The organism is Alkalibacterium gilvum, from assembly GCF_900109085.1.
GTDB lineage: Bacteria > Bacillota > Bacilli > Lactobacillales > Carnobacteriaceae_A > Alkalibacterium > Alkalibacterium gilvum.
Window position 1 is genome coordinate 1 of the sequence record NZ_FNYW01000006.1, and the last position, 22,129, is coordinate 22,129.

General features: G+C 36.0%; 22 protein-coding genes and 1 pseudogene. 18 read left to right on the forward strand and 5 right to left on the reverse strand.

All coding sequences use genetic code 11. From position 1 onward, the window contains the following. The first annotated feature begins 975 nt into the window (after positions 1-975). Positions 976-1,566, forward strand: coding sequence for a fasciclin domain-containing protein (locus BMX83_RS03225; RefSeq protein ID WP_091633301.1), 591 nt, complete (start codon positions 976-978; stop codon positions 1,564-1,566). 200 nt (positions 1,567-1,766) lie between these two features. On the opposite strand, the gene BMX83_RS03230 is transcribed toward BMX83_RS03225, so the two are convergent. Continuing rightward, positions 1,767-2,330, reverse strand: coding sequence for a hypothetical protein (locus tag BMX83_RS03230; RefSeq protein ID WP_091633305.1), 564 nt, complete (start codon positions 2,328-2,330; stop codon positions 1,767-1,769). A 471-nt stretch (positions 2,331-2,801) separates the two neighbouring features. On the opposite strand from BMX83_RS03230, the gene BMX83_RS03235 reads away from it, so the two are divergent. The 10 genes from BMX83_RS03235 (at position 2,802) to BMX83_RS03275 (ending at position 9,423) form a co-directional block, all read left to right on the forward strand. Continuing rightward, on the forward strand, positions 2,802-3,500 hold the full coding sequence (locus tag BMX83_RS03235) for an ABC transporter ATP-binding protein (RefSeq protein WP_091633308.1): 699 nt from the start codon (positions 2,802-2,804) through the stop codon (positions 3,498-3,500). Further along, positions 3,493-5,085 carry a putative ABC exporter domain-containing protein gene (locus BMX83_RS03240; protein ID WP_091633313.1) on the forward strand — a complete coding sequence of 531 codons (1,593 nt, stop codon included), beginning with the start codon at positions 3,493-3,495 and terminating at the stop codon, positions 5,083-5,085. The genes BMX83_RS03235 and BMX83_RS03240 overlap by 8 nt, the downstream gene beginning before the upstream one ends. A gap of 241 nt (positions 5,086-5,326) precedes the next feature. After that, positions 5,327-5,608, forward strand: coding sequence for a hypothetical protein (locus BMX83_RS03245; RefSeq protein ID WP_091633317.1), 282 nt, complete (start codon positions 5,327-5,329; stop codon positions 5,606-5,608). Between the two features lie 121 nt (positions 5,609-5,729). Beyond that, positions 5,730-6,044: a hypothetical protein gene (locus BMX83_RS03250; protein ID WP_091633320.1), complete on the forward strand. Its 315-nt coding sequence runs from the start codon at positions 5,730-5,732 to the stop codon at positions 6,042-6,044. A 59-nt stretch (positions 6,045-6,103) separates the two neighbouring features. After that, on the forward strand, positions 6,104-6,373 hold the full coding sequence (locus BMX83_RS03255; protein ID WP_091633324.1) for a hypothetical protein: 270 nt from the start codon (positions 6,104-6,106) through the stop codon (positions 6,371-6,373). A 63-nt stretch (positions 6,374-6,436) separates the two neighbouring features. Further along, positions 6,437-6,784: a bacteriocin immunity protein gene (locus tag BMX83_RS03260; RefSeq protein WP_091633326.1), complete on the forward strand. Its 348-nt coding sequence runs from the start codon at positions 6,437-6,439 to the stop codon at positions 6,782-6,784. 32 nt (positions 6,785-6,816) lie between these two features. Next, complete coding sequence (locus tag BMX83_RS03265; RefSeq protein WP_091633329.1) at positions 6,817-7,113, forward strand: bacteriocin immunity protein; 297 nt, start codon at positions 6,817-6,819, stop codon at positions 7,111-7,113. 43 nt (positions 7,114-7,156) lie between these two features. Further along, positions 7,157-7,324, forward strand: coding sequence for a hypothetical protein (locus tag BMX83_RS10885; RefSeq protein ID WP_177170482.1), 168 nt, complete (start codon positions 7,157-7,159; stop codon positions 7,322-7,324). 199 nt (positions 7,325-7,523) lie between these two features. After that, positions 7,524-8,423 carry an ABC transporter ATP-binding protein gene (locus BMX83_RS03270; RefSeq protein WP_091633332.1) on the forward strand — a complete coding sequence of 300 codons (900 nt, stop codon included), beginning with the start codon at positions 7,524-7,526 and terminating at the stop codon, positions 8,421-8,423. A gap of 13 nt (positions 8,424-8,436) precedes the next feature. Continuing rightward, complete coding sequence (locus BMX83_RS03275; RefSeq protein WP_091633334.1) at positions 8,437-9,423, forward strand: ABC transporter permease; 987 nt, start codon at positions 8,437-8,439, stop codon at positions 9,421-9,423. 496 nt (positions 9,424-9,919) lie between these two features. Here the strand turns inward: BMX83_RS03275 and BMX83_RS03280 are convergent, their stop codons facing one another. From BMX83_RS03280 to BMX83_RS03295, 4 genes are all read right to left on the reverse strand, one after another. Next, a complete protein-coding gene (locus tag BMX83_RS03280; RefSeq protein WP_091633337.1) occupies positions 9,920-10,321 on the reverse strand; it encodes an arsenate reductase ArsC in 402 nt (133 codons plus the stop codon). A gap of 61 nt (positions 10,322-10,382) precedes the next feature. Then, positions 10,383-11,450, reverse strand: coding sequence for an ACR3 family arsenite efflux transporter (gene arsB, locus BMX83_RS03285; protein WP_091633340.1), 1,068 nt, complete (start codon positions 11,448-11,450; stop codon positions 10,383-10,385). 20 nt (positions 11,451-11,470) lie between these two features. Continuing rightward, entirely contained in the window at positions 11,471-11,815 is a 345-nt protein-coding gene (locus BMX83_RS03290) for an ArsR/SmtB family transcription factor (protein WP_091633343.1), read from the reverse strand. Positions 11,816-11,896: 81 nt separating this feature from the next. Then, the gene (locus BMX83_RS03295; protein ID WP_091633346.1) at positions 11,897-13,084 is read right to left on the reverse strand and encodes an IS256 family transposase; all 1,188 of its coding nucleotides are present in this window, start codon (positions 13,082-13,084) and stop codon (positions 11,897-11,899) included. Between the two features lie 611 nt (positions 13,085-13,695). Here BMX83_RS03295 and BMX83_RS03300 point away from each other — a divergent pair. The 7 genes and pseudogenes from BMX83_RS03300 (at position 13,696) to BMX83_RS03330 (ending at position 22,112) form a co-directional block, all read left to right on the forward strand. Next, complete coding sequence (locus tag BMX83_RS03300) at positions 13,696-14,802, forward strand: putative manganese transporter (RefSeq protein WP_091633349.1); 1,107 nt, start codon at positions 13,696-13,698, stop codon at positions 14,800-14,802. Positions 14,803-15,213: 411 nt separating this feature from the next. Then, positions 15,214-16,280 (forward strand): annotated as a pseudogene (locus BMX83_RS03305) (IS30 family transposase). A gap of 277 nt (positions 16,281-16,557) precedes the next feature. Then, on the forward strand, positions 16,558-16,860 hold the full coding sequence (locus BMX83_RS03310) for a DUF1413 domain-containing protein (RefSeq protein WP_091633352.1): 303 nt from the start codon (positions 16,558-16,560) through the stop codon (positions 16,858-16,860). Positions 16,861-17,029: 169 nt separating this feature from the next. Next, positions 17,030-18,394, forward strand: a complete 1,365-nt coding sequence (locus BMX83_RS03315; RefSeq protein WP_245746618.1) for an ISL3 family transposase — start codon at positions 17,030-17,032, stop codon at positions 18,392-18,394. Positions 18,395-18,657: 263 nt separating this feature from the next. After that, positions 18,658-20,781, forward strand: coding sequence for a DUF262 and DUF1524 domain-containing protein (locus BMX83_RS03320; protein ID WP_091633355.1), 2,124 nt, complete (start codon positions 18,658-18,660; stop codon positions 20,779-20,781). Between the two features lie 147 nt (positions 20,782-20,928). Next, on the forward strand, positions 20,929-21,534 hold the full coding sequence (locus BMX83_RS03325) for a DUF1819 family protein (RefSeq protein WP_091633357.1): 606 nt from the start codon (positions 20,929-20,931) through the stop codon (positions 21,532-21,534). Then, the gene (locus BMX83_RS03330; protein ID WP_091633359.1) at positions 21,531-22,112 is read left to right on the forward strand and encodes a DUF1788 domain-containing protein; all 582 of its coding nucleotides are present in this window, start codon (positions 21,531-21,533) and stop codon (positions 22,110-22,112) included. The genes BMX83_RS03325 and BMX83_RS03330 overlap by 4 nt, the downstream gene beginning before the upstream one ends. Positions 22,113-22,129: the final 17 nt, after the last annotated feature.

Below are 22,129 nucleotides of genomic sequence, written 5' to 3' on the forward strand. Positions count from 1 at the left end.
AAACAATTAAATACTAAAGTCGCATAAAAAAAGGTAGAAAGCATTTAAGCTTTCTACCTCGGAAATCTCTGACCAACACGATTTGACAAAGAACCAAAACATTTATGTGAATTTGTTTATATTTTCGACTGTACGATTAGTGATAGATAGAAAAACAACTTTCATTATGAATTGTAATCAGTTAGATTTGTTTGAGTCTCTAGACTAATTTGAAAAAAATAACTTGATTTAAATACAACTAATTATATGAGTTAGTGAGAATAAATAAGTATTAAAGCAAAATAAACATGAAAGACAAGGCTTAAAGACTAATTGACTGAGCTATCGAAGGCTGTTAAATAAATAACGCGTGCCCTTCAGACGAAATAGAAGACGACGAAGGGCAGTCAAAAGGGAAACACGTGCCATTCATAAGAGGCAACAAGCCGCGAAGGGCAGTCAAAGTATGAAAGCGTGCCCTTCAGAAGAATTAAGAAGCCATGAAGGGTAGTCAAAGTATGAATGCATGCCCTTTAGACGAATCAAGAAGCCATGAAGGGTAGTCAAAGTATGAAAGCGTGCCCTTCAGAAGAATCAAAAAGCTATGAAGGGCACTTAAGCGATAAGTACATGTCTTTTATAGAATCAAAATACTGCAAAGGGATACAAAGTAGTAAAGGTACACTTTTAAGAAAACGAGTAAGCAAAATGCTTTGTTCATTAAAAAACATGACTCCATGATGAAGAGTTAAAAGCCATATCGAGGTACATGTTTTCCTGAGAAATAAAAGATCAACACATTATTTAAAATTTATTTATGTAGTGGATTATACAACAACTTTAAACCATTCGATCATTAGATGCTATTATCGTCATAATAATCCTATCAATTGACTTGTGAAAGGGTTTTCGCTACTCTTTAGTTAGATAGAAGATAATTGTATTTTCTACCTGTTTGAGTTCTCTTTTTATGGCATAAGAGAAGGAGACTAAATTATGGCTAACAGATTGATTAAAGGGATACGAATAGGTGTCCTATCTTTTGCAGCTATCGGATTTTTAGCTGGCTGTGCATCAGACGATGAGACAGGTACAGACTCGACTATGGATACCGGTATGGAAGAATCAACAGACGACATGACAGATGATTCGATGCAAACAGAAGAAGATATTGTTGCCGTTGCTCAAGGAAATCCAGATTTTAGTATTTTAGTCTCTGCACTTCAGGAGGCAAATCTTGTAGAAACACTTCAGGGTGACGGACCATTTACAGTCTTTGCCCCGACAGATGAAGCATTCGAGGCACTACTGACTGAGTTGGATATTACCGCGGAAGAACTTCTAGCCCAGCCTGACTTGGAATCGATTTTAACATACCACGTTATTCCATCTGAAGTCATGGCAGGAGATTTGGAAGACGGACAGACTGCAGAAACAGTAAATGGTGAAGAGCTGACCTTCGATTTATCAGGTGATCCAATGGTAAACGAATCAGCGATCACGATGACTGACATTGAAGCAAGCAATGGTTTGATCCATGCCATTGACAAAGTATTGGTACCGTCCAATTTCGAGCTTCAAGAATAATATTAAACAAGTAGGCGTTCCATCAATGCAAGTCAACATGCCATTTAAGAGTGATGACTCAAACAGAACAACCGCAGTTGATTAAGTAAACCGAAACAAACCCTCGACCGATTTCAGCTTAGCCACTTTAATTAAAGTGTAGAAGCTTTCGGTTGAGGGTTTTTGTGAGTGAATTTATCTGTGAATAATTAAATAGAGAGTCAATGATATCTGAATTCGATCGGGGCATTAACTATACGCTCATAGTGCTTTCTTTTTCTTCTCATATCACTTCTTTGCATAAAGAGGATTGAGAAGGCTTCCCATAAAAAGACCCAGCTGCCGACTGTTAGGTTCAAAAGCAGCACTTGCTGGAAAAGATTCAAACTTTCTGTATTTTGTAAATAAGTAGATAAGATAGTGAACAGAACTGAGACGACGATATAGATAAAAGATTTATTTCTGTTTCGATTTTTGTGTTTCGACGTTAAAAAGTACTGATAGTTGAAATGGTTACGGACTCCATTTCTGATTCTGGTTTCCATTTCAGTGTCTTTCTTCTCATTTTGCATATTGAATATGAGTTTTATATTGTGTCTTGACTCGATTTCAAATGAGAATTCATCCAAAAAAGATTTTAAACTGGAATCCAAATCTCTGATATTATAAACAGAAGAATCCCACGTATTAAATACTTCGTCATAGTCCTTTAAAGCGACATCAATAATATAGTCACCTGAATCTGGGTCGATGGTATAAAACTGATCTAAAAAATTGTTCTTCATATTATTTTCCTTTCTTACTATTTAATTGTCTAATAAGCGTGGCTAGTCATCATTAAGCAAACTCAATGATGTAATTCGGCTTTTACAGTTTAACAAAAAGTTTACTATAATTTCAAAAATGTTGTTTATAGAGCCTTTTTAACAAAGTATTGCGTAAAACAGCATTAGAAAAAAAGAAGCGAAAGACGAGAAATAAGCAGGTCTTGTAATAATATTTCGTGTGGAATATCGACTGGACTTTTTACAATTTCAAACAAGAATTTATTGTTTAAAGATTCACAATATAGTAAAGTTTATATAACACGCATTTAAGGTCGCGTTTATATACTTAAAACGTTAGAGTAAGTACATAACGAGTGAGATTAGATTAATGGGATGTGTTCATCACATTTAATATTTTATAAGGTAGTATAAAATAAAGCATTAGAAAAACATTTCTATAATACATTAAAATAAAAAAGGAGCAATTTTATGCTAGCAGTGAGTCATTTAACAAAAACGTATAAAAAAGTAAAAGCCGTCGATGATGTAACATTCACTATAGGTCAAGGGGAAGTAGCCGTGTTGGTAGGGCCAAATGGAGCCGGTAAATCCACGACCATCAAAAGTATTGTCGGACTTTTAAGATTTGAAGGAGAAATAAGTGTTGATACATATAACAATAAAGCCTTACAGGCGAAAGAGATCCTTTCTTATGTCCCAGAAATCCCCACACTCTTTCCATTATTGACTGTACGCGAGCATATCGAATATATGGCTTTGGCTTATGGAAAAACGCCGGATCAAGAAAAATTAGATGCACTATTAAAGCGATTTGATTTGGAAGACAAGCAAAATAAGCTGGGTGACGAACTATCTAAAGGCATGATGCAAAAAGTAAGTATTTGTGCAGCAGTGATAACGGATCCCAAGGTCATTATTTTGGATGAACCGATGATCGGTCTTGACCCTAAAGCCATTAAAGAGATTAAAAAATTAATTCTTGAATTAAAAGAAGACAATAAAACAGTGATGATCAGTACCCATATGATCGAAATGATCGAGGAGCTTTGGGATCGTGTAATTTTTATGAAAGAAGGACGGGTCATTGAAAATATGACGCGAATGGATGCGGATCACGGAGACTTGGAAGAGTTGTTCTTCAAGATAACAGGTGAGAGCGATGAATAACTCTCTCATTTTCCTTGTCAAAAAGTCCTTTATCAATTTTTTCAAAAAGTCACTTAAAAAATCATTGAAAGCTTTTGGGATGATACTATTAGTTGCTTATTACATTTTCATCCCTTTTATAATGAAAGGTTTTATTTCAGACATAGGTTTAAATACGGCGTCAGGGTTTGTTCTGATTGCAAGTTTAGGAACCTTATACTTAACGATGCCTGTGACGCTGTCCTATTTTAAACGAAAAGGCGTGAATTTCAAAAAGCAGGATATCAATTTTATCTTGGCAAGTCCAACGTCGCCAAAGAACGCATTGATTTACGCCTTATCAAAAGAAGTGTATATCAATTTAGCGATGCAAGTAATGTTTTTCATCGCTGCTGTGTTTGTCTTTGAAATTTCTCTGTTGACTAGTTTACTTTATATTTTAGTCAATGTAGTGGTTTCAAATTTATTGAGCTATAGCTTAGCTATTATTATGTACGCCAGCGAAGACATTACACTCAAACAAAAGCAGGGTATTAAACGAATTATCTATGTCATTCTAGCTGGTTTTACTGTTTTTTTATTGACCTCAGTGATCAGTCAGACGATGGCGTCAGGCTTTGATTTGTCTTATGTCACCTCGGTCGTAACGTCACCAGCTGTACTATTGATCCCTATATTTGGGTGGCAACTCGGGTGGTTGAACTTAATCATGTTAGGACTGACACCAGTGAGATTGATTACCACTGTGTTATTCTTTGCTTCGGCAATCGGTTTAACTTATTACGCCTATAAAATGAGAGTGTCTGGAGAGTATTATGAAGATGCACTCTCTTTTTCAGAAAATATTGCCTTACTGGAAAGTAAAAAAGGAGACATCTCACTTTCAGAAGCCTTTGGAAAAAAGAAAAAGAATTATGATTATAAAGGAGAACTCAAAGGGTTTAAATCACACGTTATTTTCCATAAACAATTGATCGAGAGGCGTCGGTCTAAAAAGTATTTCTTATCTTTTGGAGACCTCTTTTATTTAGTCGCTGGTATTGGAATAGGCCTTTCGCCAATTTTTATCAATGATTTTATCAATCCGGATTATTACTTTGAAATCATGATCGGTATTAGTCTTTATTTATCTATCTTTTTCAAACCAGGTTCTGCTTGGAAAAGTGAATTTAAAAATCATTATCTCTTCTTAATGCCAGATTCTCCACTAAACAAGTTATTTAATGCCAGCTTACTGGAACATTTAATGTCGACCATTCGTGCCGTCTTTTTGGCCGTACCAGCAGGCTTGCTGATGGGAGCCTCGTTTTTGGAAATCTTTTATGCGGTCAGTTTACAGATCTTATTAAAAGTGATGATGACGTATGTATCAATATTAATTGAGGCAATTATTGGGGCCAGAATCGGTAAAACATTGGCCGGCTTTATCAATATCCTAGTATCCATTATTATCATGATTGTTCCTTTTTTTGCATTGATCTTCATAGGGAGCATCTCACTCTTTTATAGCTTCCTGGCTATTTCTCTGTATGCTGTTATCGTCACTCTTTTATTTTTATATCTCTGTTCAATCAATCTAAGAAACATCGAGAGCCTGGAAGAGTAGAAGGCACTTAAAGAAAACTAAAATCACTTTAGATAATAAGCTTCTAAATTTTAAAAGACTTAAATAAAGTCAGTAAGACTGTAGATTCGGGTAGGTTAGGTTAATTTATGGATTATATAAAAAATACCCAAAGGCCATCACAAGTAATTCTCGGCTTACATTTAGCAATCCTAGAAGTCATTATCAATTTATTTTTAAGAAGTTTTATAGGTGTGTTTTCTTTGATAAAGGAGGGATTATATTGAGTAAGAAGGCATTTCATATATACAACATTATTATTTTCCTTTTATTACTAGCATTTAACTCGTTAGCTTTATTTGGGGCTATAATAAGTGAAGGTGACGTGTATTCATACATATGGCTTACTACTGGACTTTCATTTGTGTTTTGGGTCATATTTTATATTGTTCAATTTCTACGTTCCGATAAAGTCTGGCGAATATCTTGGTTTATCATTATGGTGGTGCTACTATTTTTCTGGCAAACAGGACTTGGTGCAAGTTTAAGTAAAATGATTTTTTGAAAACAATTATCACATTTATAACATGATACTCTTATAAGCTATAGAAAAAAATAGAGTATACATACTAGACTATGACTATCTTAATGGTATCGAATATATAGAAACTAACAGGAGTGTAAGCATGGATAAATTCGATCAATTCGAAAGTACATCTATATCGTTCAAAAAATCTTTATTGTATAGTTTATTAATCGTAAGTGCTACACCTTTAATGAGTGGATTGTACTCTTCCAGTGGTGTTGATGTAGTGGTTTTGACCTGCACTATAATAGGAGCAAGCATATCTACGCCACTTCTTTACTACTTTATAAATCACAGAAGCTTTAAACCAATGAAAGTACTTTATTTTCTTTTAATGATGTTTCCCAATGCGCTCTTATCTGGTTTGTTTGCTTTTCTTACACTCTATTTTTTAAATCTTCTGGGGTTGCTTTGATTAAAGCGTTATTAGTATAGTGTAAAGACATTAGTTTAAATAGCGGGGGTACATTCCAAATGAAAAACGATTATTCTAAAATAGCCAAAAGAATCTCGATAATCTCTATAGTGGTTATCATCATTGGTTATTTTCTATGGACCATTCTGTTCCCAATACAAGATATCAATACGCTAACTGATGCAGAGCTTTTAGCCACGCAAAAGCAGTTTGCTCTGAATTACTCTCTTGGACGATTTTTACTTTATCTAGGGTTTACTGGAGTAATAGGTTCATCTCTTTATTTATTTATGAAGGCAATACAAAAAAGAATCATGCCAAATCGTTAAATACTTTGTTGCAACAATCATCAATTGTTTCAGTGGTATAAACAAAAAGGGGGGCTAAAATTTATGACAGAAAGAGAAAAAAGAGAAAAGTTAATGGATGCAATGAGTGCTACCTACTCAGATCCTGAAGTGAAAAAAGAGCAGTATATTCACCAGCTGATTTTTGATTTGGCCAAACAGTTGAATAAAGGAAAAGATGCTCATGCTGTGTACTTTCATCTCAGCCAGGAACTCCGAGGGTATGCCTTAGGAAATAATTCCAAGATGCCTGAATCCTTAAGCAATCTCTATGAGTTGGCGCGGGAAGCAATCTCTATGAGTTGGCGCGGGATAATCAACAAGATTATAGGAAAAATTATTTTAAACCCTTCTGGAAAAAATAAGGATAATGTCAAAGTGATAGCCAATTAAATGAAAGAAGCATAAGGGAGAGGGATGAAGTAATGAACGAACAACAAAAAGAACAGATAATCGATGCATTAAGTACCGCTTACTCAGATCCTGAAGTAAAGAAGGACCCTCATTTGCATCAAGTATTACTAGATTCTGCAAAACAATTGACTAAAGACTCGGACCATCGAACGGTATTTGTCCGACTCAGTAAGGAAATTAGCCGATTTTCTTTAAGAAACAATTTGAAAACACCTCAGTCTTTAAGTGATTTATATAAGCTGGTGAAAAAGGAACATGAATCGTATAGTGGAACCATCGCGGCTACAACGGTGTGGTGGGGGAAATAAGGTAAGACGAAGTTAATAGTTTCATGGGAGAGGGAGATGCAATATGGATTTTTTCCGTTCATTTCTTAGTTTTATCATTGAAAATTTAGATGTACCCGCCGTTATACTGCTGTCTGTATCCGTGGTCTTATTAAGCGCAGAAAGCAGTAAACAAAAAAAGGAAATCGAGAAGCTCAATAAAAAGGTTGAACAGCTAAAAAGCAATGACTGAAATGAAAACCAATAATATAAAATGATAATGACTGGTAGAACCAGTAGATTAGCTGTTCTAAATAGCGGACAGGTTTTTAATTTTATACAGATTCACTTTATTAGACTATTTGCAGATTTTTTTGTGTAAATTATCACATTATGCTAGAATTATCGATAATACATTAATGCTTTAAAATTCAAGTCAAAAAGGAGATCATATGACGACAACGATCGCAATAAATAATGTAGGAAAAACCCTTAACAAAAAGAAGGTTATTAAAGACTTGTCACTGGATGTCAACGCAGGAGAAGTGCTTGGGCTTTTGGGTCCTAACGGGGCAGGTAAAACGACACTCATTCGTATGATTGTCGGGTTGATTGAAATAACAGAAGGGCAGATCAGTGTCTGCGGTCATGACGTGGAAAAGGAACACCAGGACGCTTTAGAAAACATCGGAGCCATCGTTGAAAATCCGGAAATGTACCCGTTTTTCACAGGGCAGCAGAATCTCGACTACTTCAGACGGATGCACAAAGGCGTCTCCAAAGAAAAAGTAGCAGAGCTGGTGGATTTTGTCAGTTTGAGCGATCGAATCAACGACAAGGTCAAGGACTACTCCTTAGGGATGAAGCAGCGCTTAGGAATTGCCCAGGCTTTGATGAATGATCCAAAGGTACTGATCCTTGACGAGCCGACCAACGGCCTGGATCCTGCCGGTATGCGGGAATTAAGACGATACATACGTATGCTTGCAAAAGAGAAGAACGTCACAGTAATCGTGTCGAGCCATTTGCTGAGTGAAATCGAACTCATGTGTGACCGCATTGCTGTGATCAAGCAAGGGGAACTGATTGCTGTTGAAAACGTGAAGGAAGAGACTAAAGAACGTTATCATTTCAAACTCTCTGATCCAGAAAAGGCGAAAACGTTACTGCAGACGCATTTTGACATCAAAAGTCAGCTGACTGATGACTACCTGGTTATGGATCTACCCAAAACCATACCTGATGTGTCTGGAATAGTTAAGCTGTTTGTCGAAAACGATATCGCTATTTACAGTGTTGAACCAAAAGAACATTCGCTTGAAGACCGCTTTATGCATCTGACGGCTGGATAAAAAGGAGAGTACAATGATACAACTAATAATTAACGAATGGAAAAAAGTTTTTTCAAGAAAAAGTAATGTGATCATCATGATTTTTATCGTCGGACTCGCAGCCTTGTTCAGCTTTATGCCGCTAATATTCAGCGATGAACAGACCGGCGATATAACGACGAACAGTGACGATTGGCAAAGCGAAGTCTCTCAGTACGTGGCGCAACTCGAGGTAGAATCCGAGGAAATAGCGAGTTCGAATGATGAGCTGACTTTTGATGAAAGTTTGACTGTGAGTATGAATCAAAGTGAGATTCAGCGACTCAGGTATCATTTAGTGGAAGGCATCGAACCACCTGCTGCAAATAATTTTTATACCAATCTGGTTGATGCCTCGAGCTTGAATGCGCTGATCGGTATCTTTGTCACGATCATAGCCAGCGCGATGGTATCCAAGGAATTTTCGATGGGCACGATCAAGCTGCTCCTGATCCGCACGCAGTCTCGAACAAAAATTTTAACGTCTAAATATATTACGACTATCCTGCTGGCATTTTTCTATTACGGCTTGTTATATCTGTCAACGGCTATCTTTTCGCTCGTTTCGACAGATATCAATCCAACATCGGAATACGTCTTCATGACAATGAGCGGCAACTACGATCACTCTTCATTTATCAGTTATTTCAGCGGACTCGTTGCCAGCAATCTCTTTTATCTGGTCATTATCGCAACCATCGCCTTTACGTTGTCGACCCTTACCAGAAACACATCGCTGTCACTTGGGACGACGCTCGGCGCGATCTTCTTGGGTGCCGGCATAACCAACTTTTTGGCATCGAAAACGGAGTATGCTAAGTACCTGATCACAGCGAACTGGAGCATGGAAAAGTATCTGCCGGGTCGAATCGTCTCGATTGAAGGACTGAGCTTACCTTTTTCCGTCTCTGTTAACATAGTCTATCTGGTCATCTTTTTAGGTCTATCCTATTATTTCTTTAATGAAAAAGATGTGCTTTAAATAAATAAAAGTTTAAATAATGCAGGGATCATCTCCTAAGGTGATCCCTTTTCTCGTTAAGGTAAGGATGTTAGGATAAATACAGAAAAGGAGGTCAAAGATATGATCAAAAAAACCGTCCGTTTACTGTATCAAGTGATAGGACTATTTATAATAATTTTTCTGATCTTACTACTTATATAATTGATAGAAAGGGATCAACGATAGGAAATAGCGGGGGATAATGTAATCTTTTGTTGAATGAAGTACGACCCATAAAGTCATCTGGATCGATATGTCTAATTAACAAAGCGAAATGTGCTGGAAAATAAGGTACACTAAAAACGGCTTCGATAACTCAGCTGTGCTCCCTTGTAATAAATTGAAAAAGACTACTGCCAGCCCATTGTCCTAAAAGGGACTCGCGGATGGCAGTAGTCTTTTAAATAGGGCGTAAGTTAAGCCATGTCTCAGGTTAGATAATAGCTCTATTATTTATTGTAGTGCATTCAGTTTTCTATATGGCGTGGTTTTCGATTCGTTTAATTAGCTCTTTTATTTTTTCTTCAATTAGATTTCTTGTTTCCCTGAAATCTTCAATGGTCCCACCTGATGGGTCGTCAAGTCCCCAGTCTTCTTCAAGCTTTGAAGGAACGAAGGGGCAATTCGCTTCACAGCCCATAGTGACCACAATATCGATATCACTTGGTATATCTGTCAGCAACTTGGGGTAGTGAGCTGCCATTGAGATCCCTCTTTCTTCCATAACTTTAACAGCGAGTGGTTTTACCTCAGGGTATTCTTCCGTTCCAGCAGAATAACTATCAAATAAATCTCCACCCAATTCCTTCGCCAAACCTTCTGCCATTTGTGATCGACAAGAATTATGCACACATACAAACGCTACTTTATATTTCATTCTCTCATCCTTTCGTTTAATTATGCTTAAGAGAAGTATAAAACTCTATCAATTTTCTTAATTAACTGACTGTTTTTGCGGGTTCTGGAAACCAATCTTTCGTTTTATTCACAATTTTAACTAATTGAAGCATGACTGGCACTTCGACTAAAACGCCCACAACCGTTGCAAGGGCTGCTCCTGAACCTAATCCAAATATTGAGATCGCTACGGCTACTGCCAGCTCAAAGAAGTTCGATGCGCCAATCAACCCAGCTGGTGCAGCAATGTTATGTGGTAACTTCCAAGCTTTGGCCCATAAATAAGTAATGAAAAAGATAAAAAAGGTCTGAATAATCAAAGGAATGGCAATTAATACGATATCCAGTGGATTATCAACAATCGTTTGCCCTTGAAAAGAGAAGATGATGATCAAAGTTAGTAACAAACCAGCGGTTGTTACATTATTAAATTTAGGAATAAACGATTTTTCGAAATAGGTCTTTCCTTTGTTTTTTGTGATGACGATTCTTGAAACAACACCTGCAAGCAAGGGGACGATGACAAACAGAATAATCGATAGGAATAAAGTCATCCAAGGGATCGATATATTACTCATACCTAAAAGGAGTCCAACAATAGGAATAAAGCCAATTAAAATAATGAGATCATTTGTCGCTACTTGAACGAGCGTATAGGCAGGATCTCCTTTCGTCAAACGACTCCAAACAAATACCATGGCAGTGCAGGGGGCAGCACCTAAAATGACTGCTCCGGCAAGATATTCTGTTGCCAGTTCTGCTGAAATAAAATCTTTAAATACAATAGTAAAGAAAAATAATCCTATGGCATACATACTGAATGGTTTAATCAACCAATTGGATACCCATGTAACGATAAGACCTTTAGGATTTTCTCCCACTTCTTTAATGCTTTGAAAATCAATCTTTAACATCATTGGATAAATCATCAACCATATTAAAACAGCTACAGGTACAGAAACATTCGCATATTCGAAGTTTCCTAGAAACTCTGGGATACTTGGAAGATAAACCCCAATTAAAACACCAATGATCATGCATATAGTTACCCAAACGGTTAAATATTTTTCAAAGAAACCAATCGCTGATTCTTTCTTTTCTCTCTTCATTTTTATCCTTCTTTCATTTTCTAATTAGCCATAAGGCCACAATGTATTTTACCTTCTTTATACAAAGATAATTGCTCCAAATCATCTTGAAATGTTTCTTTCTGTTGCATTTTTTCAATTAAATAATGATATAAATTTTCATTATCTCTAATGAAGACTGGATCGATCTGGTAATACGTCCATTGAGCTTTTTTCTTGAAAATAACAATGTCTTCACTTCTAAGCTTAGTTAAATGTCGTGAAACGTTTGATTGACTTGTATCCAAAATGGCTTCTATTTCACAGACACATAACTCTTCACCTTGAAGTAAATTAATCATTCTCAATCGGTTTTCATCACCTAGAGCTTTAAATAAATGTTCCAATAATCTATTCCTCCTTTTACATATCCGGGGAGTGTCAATAATTATGTGTAAATGAAGTGCTCCTTCTATAAAATCGATTTATTAATTTGTTAATCTTTCAAACATTTTTTCTAGCTCCGCTTCAGCTTGTTGGAAGCCGCGGTGAATCCGTGTCAAAAACTTCTGATTGTACGTATCAAAACGGGAAACCAAAAAACGATCCATAGATTCTTCATTCTGAAATTGCTCTTTACGTCGACTATACTTTTTAATTTGTTTATTAAAGGATTCAATCAAATTAGTGGAATACAAACTCCTACGGATTGATAAAGGAAAATCGTAAAATGTAAGTAAGTTATCATTTTCTAGAATAGACTTCGCTAGTTTAGAGTAGCTACTGCGCCATTTTTCTGAGAAAGCAAGGCGAGCTTCAAGGGCCGTCTCTCGTGAATCTGCTTGATAAATCGTCTTAAAGTCTTCGCATATTTCTTTGCGATCAGCGACACGTACTTTACTAGAAATGTTGCGAGAAACATGGACACAACAGTGTTGGTAAGCTGCTTGTGGAAAAACGTGATGAATCGTATCTTTAATACCCTTAAGACCGTCGGTCACGAAAAGAAGAACATCTTTGACACCACGGTCGGATAAATCTTCCAATATCTCTTTCCATGTGACGGTCGATTCATTAGGGGCAATAGCGTATCCTAGGACTTCTTTGGTACCATCTGGTCGAATTCCCACCGCAATGTGTATGGCTTCTTTCTCAACAGTTTTCCGCTTCAAAGGAATATAGGTAGCGTCCAGATAAATGACTGCATAACGACTGTTTAGTTTACGCTTTTTGAAAGCTGATACTTCTTCAGTAAAGACTTTAGTCATATTGGACATCGTTTGTGGTGTATAGTGATGACCGTACATTTTCTCAATCAAATCAGCAATCTCAGACATGGTAATACCTTTTTGAAAAAGATGAATGACGGTTTCTTCTAATGTTCCATTGGTTCGCTTGTATGCAGGAAGAGTCTGTTGTTTAAATTCACCGTTGCGGTCGCGCGGAATCTGTAAGTGAAGTTCGCCGTATTCTGTCTTGACCGTACGGTCATAGGATCCGTTGCGTGAGTTCCCTGAATGGAAACCAACTCGATCGTACTTATCGTATTCCAAAAAAGCAGTCAATTCTGTTCTCAGGAGTGTATTGACGGCTAATTCCAAGTGCGAACGAAATAATTCGTTCAAATCACCTTTTGTAGCTAGAGTCTGTAAGATATCTGTAGTAAGATTATTCATAGGGAAGTCCTCTTTTCTGTGAATTTAGTGTGGTAACTCTATTCTACAGAAGGGACTTCCTTTTTTCTATTTACACAAAATATTTTACACTCTCCATATCCGCATATTCGATTATACTCATATACTAAGTTTATTTTACCTTTATGTCAAGAGAACTTAACAATGAATCAAACTATAATTAATGACGACAGAGCCGGTAAGTTTGTTTTAACTTCAAACAAGTAGATTGACTGCGAAAAAATAAAATAGTTTGACTAGATTTAATCCAATACTTCTTTAAAAAAAGTCAAGCTATTACATCTAAAGTTTGATTTATCCAAATATTAAACTATCGATATATAAGGGATAAGTGACGAAGCTATCAGTTTTCTATAAATTTAGGATTTTATACAATGACAAACCCCTCAAAATATTTTCGTCTTTTTAACCTAACAAGAATAGGGTCATATCAATGCGTGAGTGATACTAAAATATTATAATATTTAAAAGATTATCTGTGATGGTGTTCTTATCAAGTGGATGTAAACTGAACGATCATTGACAGTGATAAACGATATACTATATACTTTTTCAAGGCAAGTAGTTTTTTATAAGGAGACCAGAGACGTTATATGGATTTCAATATATGGAGCTTCATAAAAGACACACTCGAAGCTGCCGGTGTGATAGGTGGGTATGTTTCTATATCAATTATCGGTGTCAGCTTAATTACATATGCAACACGGGGGAAACTATCGGAATACAAGCAAGTTGGACCGAGTGGCTTTCACCCTGTTATCGGAGCACTATTAGGACTGATACCTGGATGCGGGGCGACGATTGTCGTTTCTTCAATGTATAAAAATAAAAAGATATCGTTTGGTGGTTTATTCGCAACATTTATTGCTACGCTAGGTGAAGGATCCTTTGTCTTATTAGGAGCGTCTGATGAGGCGAGTGTCGTCGCAAATCTTAAAGCATTTTTTATTGTCAATTTAGTTGGCGCTGTTGCTGCTATTGTATTTGGTTATCTCGTCGATAGTGTCGGAATAAATATTCCTGTGAAACAGATACCGGTTAAAACAACACAACATGACCACCATACCAGTCAAGCAACAAGCTTATCACAAGTCATCGTTGACTCTATCGGGTTTTATCTCATCCTTGCTTTTAGTGTCTTTATGCTACCGGGATCACTCATGGCTTTATGGGGTGGGGATGCGCCAGGGTATGACACATTATTCGATCAAGCAGCCGTTTTATTTTCACTGGTTTCAATAATATATTACGTCGTACACAGATTTATCTATAAAGAACATAACTGCCTTCATGACAATAGCTTGAGAAAAGCATTACAACATGCCGTTATCGATATTTCCACTGTCATTGTTTATGTTTTTGTAGGGCTATTTATTGCCAATTATATTATTGATGTTTTGGTAGGACCAGAAACGTTTGATGCGTGGATGACCTCATCAGCTTTCATTGTCGTAGCCATTGCCGGAATCATCGGAGCAACACCAGGTTGTGGCGGAATGATATCCGTTGCGGTCGCCTATTTAGCTATCCCCAATTTTCCGATTGCCGCCTTAATTACAGCAGGCATTGCAACAAGTGGGGATGGCATTTTCCCACTGCTCGTATCTAATAAAAAAGCAGCATTTGTCATTACCGCTTTGGGTTTGATTGTTGCTTTGATAGTGGGGTACGCTGTTTTAGCCTTGAGTATTGAGATCTAGCTCAGTTTGTCGTTTAAAGTTAGACATATAGTCAGTGACAATAAGAGCATGGATTATTGAATCAAAAATAAAGATTTAACCCGATATGCTAAAATTGTTGTTCAACTATGAATCATGGAGAAGGTACAATGCCAGACGGCGTTAGTATATTGATTGAGTTAGAGAAATAGTAAGACTGTAAAAAGGACCCTGATTGAATTCCTAAGAGTGCTTCAGAAAGTATTTATCGTATTAAGTATAATTGTCATTATTTATGTATCGGTTACAAGTAATTATTCCTTTTGAATTATACCATCTTTTCGTTGGATTTTATAATGAAGTTAGCCACCTGGCTAACATATAAAAAACGCCATGTGAATTTCATGTTATATTGAAGTTAACACTAACTCTCAATAGACATGATGAATTCACATGACGCACTCTAACCATACCACATCAGCACGTAAGGAAAATACTTATCTTATTCAGAGCGGTCTCAAATCGCTATTTTGAAGCAAGAAAACTATTCCAATAGTCGTATTGCCAGTGTTTTGGAACGTGTTCCACAAACAATCAATAATGAAGTGAGGCGCGGAACGGTCACACAATTTAAACGCCAAAAGCAAAAAGGAAAGATCTACGATTACTATACTAAAGCCTATGACGCTGATGCTGAACAAGCAGCTTATGACCGATATTGTTTAAATTTTGGCCGACGGCCAAAATGGACGGATACAGATACCTTTATAGAAGGGGCCGATGATAAGATGTTACTTGATAAATGGTCACCTGATGTTGTGACTGGTTTTGCGTTAGAGCATAAGTTGTTTGATCGTACCATTATTCCTAGTACAACAACGCTTTACAATAGGATAGATAAAGGAACCATGCGAACCAAGAATCTTGATCTTTTAGAAAAGCTCTCTCGTAAACCAAAAGCGTCCTCTCTGGAGAAACGTCCAAATAAACGTATTCTCGGGCAATCAATAAACAAACGGCCCAGAGAGATTGATGGTCGTCAATCATTTGGTCACTGGGAAATCGACACAGTCGTTGGCAATAAGAAAACCGATGCCGTACTCCAGACACTAGTTGAACGACAAACCCGTTTTGAAGTAATTATGAAGGTAAACGGCAAGGATCAACATTCAGTGAACGAAGCCATTTATTCTCTTCAAGAACGCGCTGGAGATGATTTTTCTACTATGTTTAAGACGATTACTTCAGATAACGGCTCTGAATTTGCAGGTCTACATGAAGCGTTAAAGGATACACTGGATATTAATTTTAGCCATCCTTATGCATCGTTTGAGCGAGGAACGAGTGAGAATCAGCATAAATTTATTCGTCGCTTCATTCCGAAAGGAAAAACGATGGGTCAAGTTTTAGAATCACAATGCTTACGTATACAACAATGGACGAACGATTATCCTAGAAAAATATTGAATTTTAAAACACCTCATGAGTGTTTCGTCAATGCATTACGATTAGAAAAATAAGTGGTATAACCAGTGAGAGCTTGACAACAAGCCTCATTCGACATGACTTTAAAGCTGTAAAGCTGGCTGAAGCCAGCTTGTCGAAAGACTATCATGTCTCGGCTCATTATCAAGCCCTCACTACACAGATAGTAACCGACAAATATCACATGAAATTTAATTTTATTATGTGACTAACTTAAACTTGAAATTTTGGTCTATCATTAAATTTATACTTGTGATAAATTAATATAAGAGTAGAACCAAAAAATTATAGATAGGAAAGGGTTCTAATGGGATGGAGTTAAGTGCTATAAGTAAACAATTAAAAAACGATGTTAAAGATATGATTTTAGAAGAAAGAATCAATTTTTTAAATGATAGTATTGAGCAAGGGTTTGTAGAAGATGGGTATGAATTTGAATTAAAAGACTTGTTTCTTGATAATGATTGGAAAGGCGTATATGAATGGCCAGGCAACTGGAGACTTGGAAGTGCCTTCGCAAGTACAGTAAAAAATTATCCGCACATCATTAAAGCAGGTAAAAATAAAGAAGGACATTCGCTCTACAAAATAAATAAGAGTAAATTCAGTGTATAATTTACACATAGCTTATAGAAATAATACTTATTAAGAGAATAGGTTCTATAATTAATCGTGTTGGTGAGTTCTAACGAACTTGCTAACACGATTTTTGTATATCAATAGAAAAAGGTCAGTAGATTCCCTTATAATTAAGTCGACCAAAACCAATCAAAGGAGAATCTACATGACCCACTCTCATATTATACGAAATTCATTAAATATTAAAGACGAAAACATTATTTTTGATGTAAATAATTATCTTTGTTCTGAAGAAAAGATAAAAGGGGTAAACTACTTGGTTTATCAAGCCACATTGACATACAAGCCGAAGGCTTGTCATCACTGCGGATTAGTTAATGAGGACTATTCGATCACTAAAAATGGCACCAAAATGTCTACGATTAAATTAGGTAATATAATGTTTAAACCGGCTCTTTTACGATTGAAAAAGCAGCGGTATCTATGTCATGAGTGTAACCGTACCTTTATAGCAGTGACCACCCTCGTTAATAAATATTGTTTTATTTCTAACCCAATCAAGAACGCTGTTGGTTTTGAATTAGCCGAGACTCAGAGTATGACGAGTATCGCCAAGCGTGTCTCCGTCTCCCCGACAACGGTCATACGGCTTCTAGAGAACTCAGGGAAGGCACTTGAACCCTCAAGGTTTGAACTGCCTGAACATCTTTCTTTTGATGAATTTAAATCTGTGAAAGAAGCGGCTGGATCGATGAGTTTTATCTTTACGAATGCACAAACGCATGACATTATAGATATCGTCGAAAACAGACAGCAGAGGGAACTGATTGCTTATTTCCAACGCTATCCGAATGAACTGCGTCAAAAGGTCAAGACAGTGACATTAGACATGTATAGTCCTTATTTAAAAGTCATACACGACTGCTTCCCGAACGCTGAATTAATTATTGATCGGTTTCATATTGTGCAACATATCAACCGTGCGCTCAATCGCTTGCGTATAGAGATAATGAAGAGCATTCGCTATACTCGACCACGCGATTACTCCAAGTTGAAGAAACAATGGAAGATCATACTCAAGAATGTCTGGAACGTTGATTTTGAAACCTATGAAACCCATCGCCTCTACGACGGGCTGGTCACAGAAAAGATGATGGTCAATTATCTTTTATCTATCGATAATCAGTTTCAATGGGTATATGATTTAATCAATGACTTAAAGTGGGCCCTAGATACCGGTGACTACGAGGGATTCGTAGCCCAGCTTGAGCGAAGTAAAGAAAGGCCTGTAAAGAGATATGTAAGAACAACATTTCAGACATTGAATAAATACCTGGATTCCATAGAAAATTCTTGTAAGTACACCTTGTCCAATGGACACCTTGAAGGCATTAACAATAAAATTAAAACAATCAAACGAAGTGGTTATGGTTATCGTAATTTTAGTCATTTGAGAGCACGCATTCTAATTAGTTTTAAACTGAAAGAAAAGACCGAAAAAGAAATCAGACCCTTAACTTTTGAAGAAGAAAAAGAAAACAACAGACAATTAAATATTAAAGTCGCATAAAAAAGGTAGAAAGCATTTTAGCTTTCTACCTTGGAAATCTCTGATCAACACGATTTGACAAAGAACCAGAGAATATAATAATAAAAAGGGTGGAAATAAGTTTTCGCCCTTTTTATTTGCATTTATCTAGAAGTCACTATTAGAATCTGTGTGGTTCATAACTTAGTAACTTTATAGATATCCCACTTATCATCGTTCACAAAAAAACTATTTATTTTTATGGTAAAATAGACAAAAGATTAAATCCATTAGGAGTGAAATTAATGAAAGCAACAGAGGCAAAGCTACTTGAATTCATGAAAAAATCTCCGCAATTTATTATACCGATTTATCAACGATCCTATTCATGGTCTAAAAAGGAATCTAGACAACTCTGGGATGACATTATTAAAGCTGGAAAAGCAGATTATATTAATGCACATTTTATAGGATCGATTGTGTATATCGAAAAAGGAATATATCACGTCACAAGTACCTCTCCGCTTTTAGTTATTGACGGACAGCAGAGACTTACGACACTTACACTCTTAATCGCCGCATTAGCTGATAAATTAGATGAATTACCAAGCGGAGAAAAGGAAATCATAGATGGATTTTCACCTAGAAAACTTAGAAATTATTATCTAAAAAATATTGAAGAAGAAGGTGACAAGTACTATAAACTGCTTTTATCCAAAACGGATAGGGAGACGCTGTTGGCTATTGTAGATGAGAAAGAAAGACCCAGAGATTACTCACTCAAAATTCAAGAAAATTATGATTATTTTAAAGAAAGGATTGAAGATCAAAGTGATAACCTTGAAGTTTTATGTAAAGGGATTGCTAAGTTAATAGTCGTTGATATTGCTTTAAGTAATAACCAGGATAATCCACAGCTTATTTTTGAAAGCATGAACTCTACGGGGAAAGAATTAACACAAGCCGATTTGATTCGCAATTACATATTAATGGGGTTAGAAATGGATAAACAAACCCATTTATATGAACACTATTGGCGACCTATGGAAGTTGATTTTGGTCAAGAAGCTTATACTGCAGACTTCGACAGATTCATGAGACATTTTTTGACTTTAAAAACCGGGAAGATCCCAAGAATAAGTGAAGTGTATGAAGCATTTAAAGAATACACTTTAGTGAATGAATCAAAAAATATTGACATAGAAGACATTGTTAAAGATATTCGTACCTTCTCTAAGTACTATTGTAAAATGACTCTAGGGCAGGAAGAAGACAAAGAATTAAAAAATGTATTCAGCGACATTAAGGAATTAAAAGTTGACGTTGCTTATCCACTCTTATTAGAACTATATGATGATTACGCTAAAGATGTTTTACCTAAAAAAGATTTTATTGAGATATTAAGACTCGTAGAATCATATGTTTTCAGAAGAAACATCTGTTCAATCCCAACTAACTCATTAAACAAAACATTTTCTACCTTTATGAGAGCCGTCGACCGTGAACAATATCTTGAAAGTGTAAAAGCCCATTTTATATTATTACCTTCATACAGACGGTTTCCAAATGATAATGAATTTATAAAAGAACTGATGACTAAAGATTTATATAATATTCCAAGACGAACGTATTGGTTTAAGAAGATTGAAAATTTCGACAGAAAAGAAAGAGTTGAAGTTAATCAATATACTATAGAACACATTATGCCGCAAAATGCCAATTTAACTGATGAGTGGAAAAAGGAACTTGGACCGGAATGGGAACGAGTTCATGAGACGTGGCTGCATACTATTGGTAATTTAACTCTCACTGGATACAATTCTGAATATAGCGATAAACCCTTCTCCACTAAAAGGGATATGGGGAATGGATTTAGAGATAGTCCTATAAAATTCAATCAATCACTAAGAAATGTAGATGTATGGAATGAGGACTCTATTAAAGAAAGAGCACAGCAGCTAAGTAACCTAGCTACAAAAGTTTGGGAAGCTCCGAAACTATCACCTGATGTTCTCAATTATTTCAAACCAAAAGGAAAAGAAGTAGAAGACAGGTCTATAGATGATTACCCCTACTTATCCTACTCAAATGGTACTTATATTAAAGAGATAAGAGAACTATTTGATGCATTACGTAAAGAAGTTCTCTCTATGGACACTATAGTGATAGAAGACCATCTCAGAAGATACATTGCATTCAAAGGTGAAACAAATTTTTTAGATGTTGTACCACAAACTAAAAGATTACGACTTTCTTTGAATATGCCGTACAAAGAAATCGATGATCCTATGAATATAACTAATGATGTTTCTAACATAGGGAGATGGGGCAACGGAGATGTTGAAGTAGGTTTCTCTAATATGAAAGACCTACCCTACATCATGAACTTAGTTAGACAGTCGTTTGATTGGCAAATGAACGAAGAGTAGAAATAAAACTATTACTATTTAAATCGTAAATTTCTAGCAAAAATCGTTTCTCATAGAGAAGCGATTTTTGCTTTTCAGCTATTCATGAAACCATATATAAGTGTTATACTTATTAGTACTATAGTCTTTTAGAAAAGGGCGAAAGATATGAACAAAAAGTACCTGACAACATTAAATACACGACCATTTTTATATAGAGAAACCAAGATGATTGCTGAGTTGATCGATCAAGGTTTAAATGATGAAGAGATTAAAATTAAAGTATTAGATGAAAATATCTTCCAGATCAAAAGTGTCGATAGAAGAAAACGTTTTTATAGCGAAATACAAAAGAGACTCGATGAACTGGATGAATACTTGCTAGGAAAGTTGTTGAACTCGGACACATCAACGAGTAAAGCTATATTACTCTACGCAATCCTTAAAAGAGATATCTTATTCTATGAATGGATGCGAGAAGTTGTTTGGGACAAACTACTTACTTTAAATTATGATTTAACTAAATATGATACAGAACTATTTTTTGCAAAAAAATCTGAGCAGAGTGATCAAGTTCGATCATGGGGAAATAATACAATAACTAGATTGACGAATGCTTATCATCAAACACTTGTTGAAGCAGAAATAGCAATCAGAGTCGATACGAATTTGTCACTGAATCGTCCGATCATTTCATCTCAAGTGGAACAGTATTTAAAGACAGAAAAAGAGAGACAGATTGTAGAAGTATTGTTAGGGGAGGTTATCGAGTGAGACCGATCACAGTAAGACTGGATGAATTAAATGAAAAGTTGTCGGATCCAAAAATACTGACAAATAAAGGCTTAGGAAACGAAGTAGGGTTTTACATTTTCGACTATGAACCAGAAGACGAGCTGGTAGTTAGAGATGCTATCCCTTATATAAAAAAACAGATCCAAAAAGAAAATCCCGAAACAAAAATACAGGAATTTGATTTGTTCGATATCGTGTTAGCTTTTTTCGAAGAACGTGGGTATATGGATAAGAACTTCAAGATGGAAGAGAAAAAGGGAAGTGAATTCCTTTACGACAAAATGAAAAAAGCATTGAAGCTTGCGACAGATAATGACTGGATCGTAAAATATATTAGAGAACATATGGATGAAGATGCCATGATTTTTATCACGGGTGTGGGGAAGGCTTATCCAATCGTTCGGTCACACACGGTATTGAATAATCTTCAAACAGTCGTTGAGAAGAAGCCGTTGATCATGTTTTATCCAGGGCGTTATGAGAACGGTGGGTTACGCTTGTTCTCACGCTTCATGGATGATAATTACTACCGTGCATTTAAACTGATAGAAAACTAATTGAAAAGGGGTACACC

Coding starts and splice junctions, on each gene's coding strand:
- BMX83_RS03225 (WP_091633301.1), top strand. CDS start 976: ATGGCTAACAGATTGATTAAAGGGATACGAATAGGTGTCCTATCTTTT.
- BMX83_RS03230 (WP_091633305.1), bottom strand. CDS start 2,330: ATGAAGAACAATTTTTTAGATCAGTTTTATACCATCGACCCAGATTCA.
- BMX83_RS03235 (WP_091633308.1), top strand. CDS start 2,802: ATGCTAGCAGTGAGTCATTTAACAAAAACGTATAAAAAAGTAAAAGCC.
- BMX83_RS03240 (WP_091633313.1), top strand. CDS start 3,493: ATGAATAACTCTCTCATTTTCCTTGTCAAAAAGTCCTTTATCAATTTT.
- BMX83_RS03250 (WP_091633320.1), top strand. CDS start 5,730: ATGGATAAATTCGATCAATTCGAAAGTACATCTATATCGTTCAAAAAA.
- BMX83_RS03255 (WP_091633324.1), top strand. CDS start 6,104: ATGAAAAACGATTATTCTAAAATAGCCAAAAGAATCTCGATAATCTCT.
- BMX83_RS03260 (WP_091633326.1), top strand. CDS start 6,437: ATGACAGAAAGAGAAAAAAGAGAAAAGTTAATGGATGCAATGAGTGCT.
- BMX83_RS03265 (WP_091633329.1), top strand. CDS start 6,817: ATGAACGAACAACAAAAAGAACAGATAATCGATGCATTAAGTACCGCT.
- BMX83_RS10885 (WP_177170482.1), top strand. CDS start 7,157: ATGGATTTTTTCCGTTCATTTCTTAGTTTTATCATTGAAAATTTAGAT.
- BMX83_RS03270 (WP_091633332.1), top strand. CDS start 7,524: ATGACGACAACGATCGCAATAAATAATGTAGGAAAAACCCTTAACAAA.
- BMX83_RS03275 (WP_091633334.1), top strand. CDS start 8,437: ATGATACAACTAATAATTAACGAATGGAAAAAAGTTTTTTCAAGAAAA.
- BMX83_RS03280 (WP_091633337.1), bottom strand. CDS start 10,321: ATGAAATATAAAGTAGCGTTTGTATGTGTGCATAATTCTTGTCGATCA.
- arsB (WP_091633340.1), bottom strand. CDS start 11,450: ATGAAGAGAGAAAAGAAAGAATCAGCGATTGGTTTCTTTGAAAAATAT.
- BMX83_RS03295 (WP_091633346.1), bottom strand. CDS start 13,084: ATGAATAATCTTACTACAGATATCTTACAGACTCTAGCTACAAAAGGT.
- BMX83_RS03300 (WP_091633349.1), top strand. CDS start 13,696: ATGGATTTCAATATATGGAGCTTCATAAAAGACACACTCGAAGCTGCC.
- BMX83_RS03310 (WP_091633352.1), top strand. CDS start 16,558: ATGGAGTTAAGTGCTATAAGTAAACAATTAAAAAACGATGTTAAAGAT.
- BMX83_RS03315 (WP_245746618.1), top strand. CDS start 17,030: ATGACCCACTCTCATATTATACGAAATTCATTAAATATTAAAGACGAA.
- BMX83_RS03320 (WP_091633355.1), top strand. CDS start 18,658: ATGAAAGCAACAGAGGCAAAGCTACTTGAATTCATGAAAAAATCTCCG.
- BMX83_RS03325 (WP_091633357.1), top strand. CDS start 20,929: ATGAACAAAAAGTACCTGACAACATTAAATACACGACCATTTTTATAT.